The sequence below is a fragment of the Candidatus Aquicultor secundus genome (assembly GCF_002791875.1).
GTDB lineage: Bacteria > Actinomycetota > Aquicultoria > Aquicultorales > Aquicultoraceae > Aquicultor_A > Aquicultor_A secundus.
In genome coordinates this window covers 1-8,529 of the sequence record NZ_PFNG01000017.1, presented here as the reverse complement: position 1 = coordinate 8,529, position 8,529 = coordinate 1, and the positions used below count along the sequence as shown (strand labels likewise).

The window sequence follows — 8,529 nt, the reverse complement described above, 5'->3', positions numbered from 1 at the left end:
TAAATGGTGAACGGCGATTAGTTGTCATTCTGAAGGAGCGAATAGCGATTAATTGTCATTCTGAACGAAGTGAAGAATCTTGGGTGCAGAAACCCTCTTCTTATGCAGGAGGGTCTAAGCTTAGAGAACCAGACTGAGATAGATGGTTTATGGGCGGTTGATAGATTTGATAGATGCTTGATAGATTCTTCTTAGGAAGGTAGATCAAAGCTTAGACAAGCTCAGTGACAGAAGTACGTGAGTGCCCGCTAGATTCTTCACTTCGTTCAGAATGACAATTGTCGGCGTTCAGAATGACAATTGTCGGCGTTCAGAATGACAATTGCTGGCGTTCAGAATGACAAGTGATGCTTGCCGGTAGTTTATAGGGTAATTAAGGGTGCAGATTGAACGGGAATACGGAACTTGGATTAATCCATATTTATACGGGGGATAGCAAGGGCAAGACTACGGCGGCGATCGGGCTGTCGTTGAGGGCGGTTGCGAGTGGGTTGCGGGTTTGTATTATCCAGTTCATGAAGGCGCTTACCGAGGAGTCGGGCGAGATACGCGAGATTAAGCAATTTAAGAACGTGACAGTAAAGCGTTTTGGGGGTAATTTGCTGGGGGAATCGCATCCGCCGGCTGAAGAGATAAAAGGCGAGATAGCCGAGGGTCTAAATGAGGCGCGAAGGATGGTTGAAAGCGACTCCTGCGATATGCTTATCATGGATGAGATAAACGTCGCCGTTTCCATGGGGCTGGCAGACCTGGGAGAGGTGCTAGAGGTAGCGCGCTTATGTAAGGGCAAAATCGAGCTGGTAATGACAGGTAGAAACGCTCCCAAAGAGTTGCTGGATATCGCCGATTACGCAACCGAGTTTAAGCTTATAAAACACCCGTTTAAGCAGGGTATTATGGCAAGGCAGGGGATAGAATATTGATGAAGACCCGGGTAAGGATGCCGGGGAGCTGCGGCGAACTCGTCCAGGGTGCCCTCGGCGAGATTGATTTCCATATAACGTGCCCAATAAACAGGTACTCGGATGTGAGGGTATCAGGACTGAAAGAAGGCGTGGTCAGGGTAGCCGATTATGCTGGTACTGCTTATAACTCTAATGACGCTAATTACGCTAACGATGATGTTAAGTATGATAAAACCACGTCGGCTCTGCGAAAAGCCCTCGAGCGGATAGGAACCGGGTATGGTGCCGAGGTGTTGGTGCAAAGTGGCCTTCCCAGGGGTAAAGGTATGGCGAGTAGCACGGCCGATATCGCTGCGGCAGTGGCGGCGGTATTTGAGGTGCACGGGCGTCCCATAGACCCCCATGAGATCGCAGAAATCGCGCTTTCGGTAGAGCCGACCGATGGGATAATCTTCGACGGTATTGTTGCCTTCGATCATCTTAAAGGGCGCATGCTTCAGGCCCTGGGCGAGGCGCCGCCCTTAGAGATTCTTGCTCTCGAGCCCCCGAAAGACCTGGATACTATACGTTTTAATAAAGATAAAGCGCGGCTAAAAGATACAGATAAGCTTTTTGTTAAGGAGGCCTTCGACATGGCGGTTGAAGGCCTTGCAAGCAATAACCTGCGGCTCATCGGAAGCGCCGCTTCGTTAAGCTCCATCCTTAACCAAAAGCTTCTCTATAAGCCGGAACTCGATGATGTGATGGCCGTGTGCAGAACCAAGGGCGGTCTCGGGGTAAACGTCGCCCATAGCGGAACGGTTATGGGTATGCTGGTAGAGAAGGGTTTTGGGCATCGCCTCTTTAACAAAGTATCGCACTATATCCCGCGCTCATGGGATGCTTACGTTGTGGAAGTGATCAACGGCGGCATACGGAGTGACCCGGCGGATACGCGGTATCCGCCGCGCAAGGCGACGGATGTTGCGGCATATGAGGCATTTGTAAACACATAATCCCGCGCTCCTTAGCGATACTGTGAAAGGATCGCAAAGATGTTAAGAAGTCGGTTAAAAGTTTAGACGTTGGTCAATAGTAATAAGTCGGTTAAACGTTTGTAAATACAGGTGGGCAAGTGAGTTTAAAAGATAAAGATAAACTAAAGAAACATGGGGGCAATGCCAGGCATCTCGCACGCAGTTTGGGGATAGAAGCCATAGACCTGATCGATTTTAGCTCAAACATCAATCCGTACGGACCGCCACTCGAAATTATCAACGCGATCAAGAACACCCTGGACAGCATAGGCGAGTATCCCGAGCAGGAGGCCGAGACATTTGCCGCCGAAGTAGCCGCGAAATTTGGGATAAGCCCGGAGAACGTTGTCGTCGGCAACGGCACCATCGAGCTTATCTATCTCATCCCGCGCGCCCTTAACGCTAAAAAAGCGCTCCTGCCGGTGCCGAGCTTTACCGAGTACGAGCTTTCGCTCATAAATGCGGGCGCTAAAGTTTTCTACAACAGTGCGCTTTCGGCGGACCGGTTGGTCGAGACCATATCAAATACGATGGCCGGTGTAGACATCGTGATAATCGGCAATCCAAACAACCCGTGCGGTTATAAAATAGAGAAAGACGACCTTCTTAATGCGGTCGATAGCAACCCGAACACGACCTGGGTGATAGATGAAGCCTTTATAGATTTCGTCCCGGATGGGATGGATACTACCCTTATCCATGAGGCATCCCGGAGAAACAACCTGATAGTGCTGCGCTCGCTGACAAAGATATACAGCATCGCCGGCCTGAGGCTGGGGTACCTGGTGACCGGCCCGGAGACTGCGCATAGGATACGCGAGGAGAAGTATCCATGGAGCATCAACTCCCTGGCGATAGCGGCGGGCAAAGCCGCCCTCAACGATGAAGGCTTTGTAGCGGACAGCGTAACCAAGCTGGCCGGCGAGGCACAGCGGTTTTATGTCGGCCTCTCGGGAATCGACGACCTTACACCGTTCAAGCCCGCCGCAAACTATATCCTCGTAAGAATCGAAGCCCAAATCACATCACCCGACCTTCAAAAAGCGTTGCTAACCAGGGGATACGTTATACGGGATTGCAGTTCGTACACGGGAATGGACAACAAATACTTCCGGGTGGCGGTAAAACGCCCGGACGATAACGATAAGCTTTTGGATGCATTAAGAAGCAGGGGGACGTTGTTAAGAGGAGAAACAGTTTGGTAGGGCACAACAGCTCGTTTCCACGAATACTTATAGCGGGCGCTTCGAGCGGCGTTGGTAAGACGACGATTTCGCTGGCGGTTATGGCCGCCCTGACAAGGCGGGGTCTTACCGTTCAGGGGTTTAAAGTGGGGCCGGATTTCATCGACCCAGGATATTATCAGATGGTCACAGGCAGGGCCGGGCGCAATATCGATACCTGGATGATCGGCAAGGAGGCCTCAAGAGCCTGCTTCGTAAACTCGGCATCGGACAGCGACATAACGGTTATCGAGGGCGTCATGGGGTTGTATGACGGGCGCGGAGACCTGTCGGAAGGCAGCACCGCCGAAGCCGCCAAGTTGATTGAAAGCCCGGTGGTCATAGTCGTAAACTGCGCCAAGATAGGGGCAAGCGCGGGGGCTGTGGCGGTTGGTTTTAAGAAGTACGATGAGGCCGTCAATCTGAAAGGGTTCATCCTCAACAACATCGGCAGTGACCGTCACGAGTCGATGGTGAAAACATCCGTCGAGCGGGCGACGGGATTGCCGGTGCTGGGGTGCGTGAAGCGAACCTCGCGAGTGAATATCCCCGAGCGGCATCTCGGCCTGGTAACTCAAACCGAAACAGACCCGGCCACCGATTACATAGACGCCCTGGTTGACCTTGCCGAGGAAAATATTAACCTGGATGCGCTTATTAACCTGGCGCATGAATCAGGACAAATTAAGCTTGATTACGACAACCTGTTTGCAAAGTATAAAGAACACGCGATACGGACACCCGGTGCGCGGCGCGTAAAAATCGGCGTTGCGCTGGATAAAGCGTTCAGCTTTTATTACCATGATAACTTTGACCTGCTTGCCGCACATGGGGCGGAGCTTGTGTTTTTTAGCCCGCTCGAAGACGAGCATCTTCCGGCCGGGCTGGATGGCTTGTATCTGGGTGGCGGCTATCCCGAAGTGTATGCCCGGGAATTATCCCAAAATCGTACAATGTCTGCCGAGATACGGCGGGCGGTTGAGGACGGGGTTCCGGTCTATGCGGAGTGCGGTGGCTTGATGTATTTATCCCGGGCCATTGAGAACTTTGACGGTCACGCATATAATATGAGCGGTGCGTTGCCTGTTAAGTGTAAAATGCAAAAGCGCCCCACATTAGGGTACCGTGAGGTAATCGCACGCGAGGATTCGGTGATCGCATCACGGGGCGATGTTCTCAGGGGGCATGAGTTTCATTATTCGTCCATAACCGGGGTTGGCAACCGACTTGATCAAGCCTATACGATGGATAACGGCTTTCAAGAAGGCTTTGTGTATAAAAACGCGCTGGCGTCGTACGTTCATATGCATTTTGCGGGCAACCTACGGGCGGCGGAGCGCTTTATCTCGATATGTCGGAGTACAAAAGGGAGTTAAGGGGATTCAATGAATACTGGGTTTATTGTATTGGGTCACGGGAGCAAGGTATCGGAGACGGTGGATATTCTCAAGGATATCACCGATTCCTTGAGGAAAAGGCTGCGGCTGGATGCCATTCACTACGCCGCGTTGCAGTTTAACGAGCCCGGTCTGCCTGAGGTAATAAACATGCTCGTTGAAGCCGGAACAAACGATATTGTTGTGTTGCCGCTCTTCTTAACGGATGGAAACCATGTAAGAGAAGACATCCCCGGCATTATCAACGAGGAGTGCGCGAAACATCCCTCGGTAACCATAAAACTGGCCTGCCACATAGGCGCCGATATGAGGATCACCGACATTCTGGTGGATAGGATTATAGGTATGATCGGTGGGACTCCCAGTTCAAACGGTGTGATGATCACAAAGCCGTCTGAAATCGAAGCGGAGAGCTTCAGGATCATCGAGACCTCGACCAATTTGAGGGGGTACTGCAAAGCCGAAAAGACGGTAATAAAGAGAATTATCCACGCGAGCGGCGATCTCTCGCTTATCGACGCGATCGATATATCCGAGGATGCGATAGATGCCGGTATAACGGCAATTAAGGATTCACGCCCGATCATAACGGATGTGCGCATGGTAGCGACGGGTATCAGCGACCGCATCAGCGTGATTCACGACAACAACGTTATCTGCAAAGTAGATGATAGCACGGTCGACAGCGAGGCGAAGAGGCGAGGCAAAACCCGGAGCGCCGTTGCGATGAGATCGCTCGCCGAGCATATCGACGGCGCAATCGTAGCCATCGGAAACGCACCTACGGCCCTCTTCGAGCTACTGGATATCGTTAAAGAAGGCGTTGCCAAACCGGCGCTCGTTATCGGCACGCCGGTTGGTTTTGTAGGGGCCGCCGAGTCGAAAGAGGCGCTCATGAACTCAGGCCTTGAATATATAACCGTTCGCGGGACGAGGGGTGGGAGCGCGATGGCCGCCGCGGCCGTAAACGCGCTTCTTAAGCTCGCATGCGGCGGGGATTGCGAATAGCGGGCTACGTGTGATGAGAACTGTAAGCAGGGCCGGTTTATTGAATAAAAAGCTCAAAAAAGGCTACACAACCGGTACATGTGCGGCGGCGGCATCGACCGCCGCTGTTAGCATGCTGTTTACGGGCGAAATCATACAACAAGTCGAAGTAACGCTACCCGGCGGACGCACGGTAACGCTTAAGCTGGTCGGGCAGGACATAGCTAGAGACAAAGATGAAACTACAAATAAAGAATCAGCCAAAGAATCAGATAAAAAAATAAATGTAGTAAGCGCCGCAAGCTGTGGCGTTGTAAAAGATGCGGGTGACGATCCCGACGTAACGCACGGCATGGTAATCTACGCTCGGGCCGAGCGACGGGGGAGCGGCATAACGATATCGGCCGGTGAAGGTATCGGAACGGTGACAAAGCCGGGCCTTTCGGTTCAGGTAGGCGAGCCCGCGATAAATCCCGTACCGCGAAAAATGATTATGGAAAACGTGAGCGGTGTGTTGCCGGAAGGCGAGGGCGTCGAGGTAACGATATACGCACCCGAGGGCGTCGAGCGTGCGAAAAAGACCATGAACGCCAAGCTTGGGGTTATCGGTGGGATATCTATCCTGGGAACAACCGGCATAGTAAGGCCGATGTCGCTCTCAAGCCTTATCGCATCGCTGCTGCCCCAGGTCGATATCGCAAGCGCACTTGGCTATAAAACGGTGGCGCTTGTCCCTGGAAATATGGGCGAGAAAGTGGCGAAAAACAAGCTCAAGTTCCCCGAGGACGCGGTTATACAGATGAGCAACTTTGTCGGCGACATGCTGGAATACTGCGCCAAAAAGGGAATCGAGAGGGTGCTGTTGCTCGGGCACATCGGTAAGATGGCAAAGGTCGCGGGAGGGTTTTTCGATACGCACAGCGGCAAAACCGATGACCCCGTTGAGATAATGAAGCGTCTGATACGGGGATACACGAAGGATACGGCGCCGATGATGTTTCTTTTAAGAGTAAACACGGCGGAGGAAGCTGCGGTCGGTCTATCTGAGATGGGGCAATCGCGCCTGCTCGATAAAATCGCCGAAGAAGTGACCGCCCGCGCGGTCGAGCGCATAGGCGGGCGCATAGAGATAGGCACGGCGATAACGGTGCTCTCAGGGGACATCGTTGCAACCGATGCTAGCGCAAAACATATTATAAGGGATTCAAAATGGTAACAGTGGTAGGCATAGGGCCAGGTCACCCGGATTTAATAACCCCGGCGGCACAAAAAATTATAGGCACGGCAGATGTTTTGATAGGCGGGAAGCGCCTGTTGGACTCGATTGACACCGCAGGCAAAGAAATCTTTTATATAACCGGCCATATCGATTCGGCGCTCAAGGAACTTGAGCGCAACAGCGACAAAAGCACGGTGGTAGTTGTAAGCGGTGACCCGGGCTTCTACAGCATCCTGCGAACCATTCGTAACCGTCTGCCCCATCTGCCCGTTAACGCGGTGCCCGGTATCAGCTCGGTTCAAGTACTGTTCGCCCTGATAGCACAGGAGTGGCAGGATGTCGCGTTCACATCCGTCCACGGCCGGTCGCTCGATGAGCTTGATAAGGTTACCGGGCACAATAAAAAGATTTGCCTGCTCACAGACGACAAGCTCACCGCCCCGGCTATTGCGCGACACCTGCGCGAACGGGGCGTTGGCGGGCGCGCGGTGGTGGGAAAAAACTTATCCTACCCCGATCAAGAGCTTATAGACACCACGGTCGAGGCGCTTGCAGAAATGGATGGGCTCGAGTCGTGTGTTCTTTATATAGAAGCAGCGATTGGCGATTAGCGAATAGCGATTAAAAAACAATTAGATTTCCCAATCGCTAGAAGGGACGGAGTAGTAATAAATGGCTTCACAGGGAAGATTATATGGGATCGGGATCGGTCCCGGGGATACGCAGTTGCTAACGCTTAAATCGGTCGAGGTTCTAAACTCGGTCGATGTGATATTCACACCCCGCTCGGCCCCAAAGCGCAACAGCATCGCACGAAAGATTATCGAACCGGCCCTTAAAGGGAAGGCGCAGATTATAGAATTGACCTTTCCGATGACCAAAGACAAGGGCGAGCTGGAATCGCACTGGTCGACGGCCGCAGCCGAGGTCGCGGGTATTTTACGTGAGGGAAAAAACGCGGCGTTCGTAACGCTCGGCGACCCGTTTTTCTACAGCACATATATCTACCTGTATAATAAACTAAAAGAAGAGTATCCCGAGGCGGATATCATAACGCTGCCGGGGATAAGCTCGGCGTTCGCATCGGCGTCGGCCGCCGGCGTCCCGATCGCAATCGGTGACGAGAAACTGGCGATAATCCCATTGCCGCGCGACACCGCCGCAATCCGCCCGTATCTCGAGATGTTTGATACCGTAATCATTCTTAAAGTCGGCGAAAAGCTGCGGGGCCTCATCGACGTGCTTACCGAGCTGGGCCTGCAAGATAACGCCGTTCTTGTCCAAAAAGTGTCCCAGAAGGGCAGCGAACGCATCATAACCGGCCTCTCCGGCCTCTCAGAAGCGGAACTCGACGAGGTAGGCTATTTGTCGACGGTTATGGTTAAGAAGAATATGTAATGGTAAATGGGTTAATTGGTTAATTGGTTAATTGGTTAATGGATGAATGGATGAATGGGTTAATTGGTTAATGGATGAATGGGTGAATGGGTTAATTGGTGAATGGATGCGGGTCTAGATAGCGGGTCTTGGTAGGCAGGTCTAGCGTGGGTTTTAAGGAAGAGTATCGCTCGATGTCATTCTGAAGGAGCGATTAGCAAATGGTGAACGGCGATTAGTTGTCATTCTTATAGCAAATAGCAAACGGCGATTAGATGTCATTCTTATAGCAAACGGTGAACAGCGATTAGATGTCATTCTTATAGCAAATAGCAAACGGCGATTAGATGTCATTCTGAAGGAGCGAAGCGACTGAAGAATCTTGGGTGCGGAAACCTTCTTCTT

The 8,529-nt window shown here is 52.1% G+C and carries 8 protein-coding genes; all 8 read left to right on the top strand.

The window, feature by feature from the left end:
- Positions 1–386: 386 nt before the first annotated feature.
- The 8 genes from COY37_RS00575 to cobI all read left to right on the top strand — a co-directional run bounded on the left by COY37_RS00575 (position 387) and on the right by cobI (position 8,145).
- Positions 387–923 carry a cob(I)yrinic acid a,c-diamide adenosyltransferase gene (locus COY37_RS00575; RefSeq protein ID WP_286679243.1) on the top strand — a complete coding sequence of 179 codons (537 nt, stop codon included), beginning with the start codon at positions 387–389 and terminating at the stop codon, positions 921–923.
- Positions 923–1,900 carry a GHMP family kinase ATP-binding protein gene (locus COY37_RS00570; RefSeq protein ID WP_286679242.1) on the top strand — a complete coding sequence of 326 codons (978 nt, stop codon included), beginning with the start codon at positions 923–925 and terminating at the stop codon, positions 1,898–1,900. The genes COY37_RS00575 and COY37_RS00570 overlap by 1 nt, the downstream gene beginning before the upstream one ends.
- 119 nt (positions 1,901–2,019) lie before the next feature.
- A complete protein-coding gene (cobD, locus tag COY37_RS00565; RefSeq protein WP_286679241.1) occupies positions 2,020–3,126 on the top strand; it encodes a threonine-phosphate decarboxylase CobD in 1,107 nt (368 codons plus the stop codon).
- The gene (locus COY37_RS00560; protein ID WP_286679240.1) at positions 3,120–4,520 is read left to right on the top strand and encodes a cobyrinic acid a,c-diamide synthase CobB; all 1,401 of its coding nucleotides are present in this window, start codon (positions 3,120–3,122) and stop codon (positions 4,518–4,520) included. The genes cobD and COY37_RS00560 overlap by 7 nt, the downstream gene beginning before the upstream one ends.
- Positions 4,521–4,529: 9 nt before the next feature.
- A complete protein-coding gene (locus tag COY37_RS00555) occupies positions 4,530–5,549 on the top strand; it encodes a precorrin-8X methylmutase (protein ID WP_286679239.1) in 1,020 nt (339 codons plus the stop codon).
- 13 nt (positions 5,550–5,562) lie between these two features.
- Positions 5,563–6,744 (top strand): cobalt-precorrin-5B (C(1))-methyltransferase CbiD, encoded by a 1,182-nt coding sequence (cbiD, locus tag COY37_RS00550; protein ID WP_286975488.1) that lies wholly within the window; start codon positions 5,563–5,565, stop codon positions 6,742–6,744.
- Positions 6,738–7,358: a precorrin-6y C5,15-methyltransferase (decarboxylating) subunit CbiE gene (gene cbiE / locus COY37_RS00545; RefSeq protein WP_286679237.1), complete on the top strand. Its 621-nt coding sequence runs from the start codon at positions 6,738–6,740 to the stop codon at positions 7,356–7,358. The genes cbiD and cbiE overlap by 7 nt, the downstream gene beginning before the upstream one ends.
- Before the next feature lie 61 nt (positions 7,359–7,419).
- Complete coding sequence (gene cobI / locus COY37_RS00540) at positions 7,420–8,145, top strand: precorrin-2 C(20)-methyltransferase (protein WP_286679236.1); 726 nt, start codon at positions 7,420–7,422, stop codon at positions 8,143–8,145.
- Positions 8,146–8,529 lie beyond the last annotated feature (384 nt).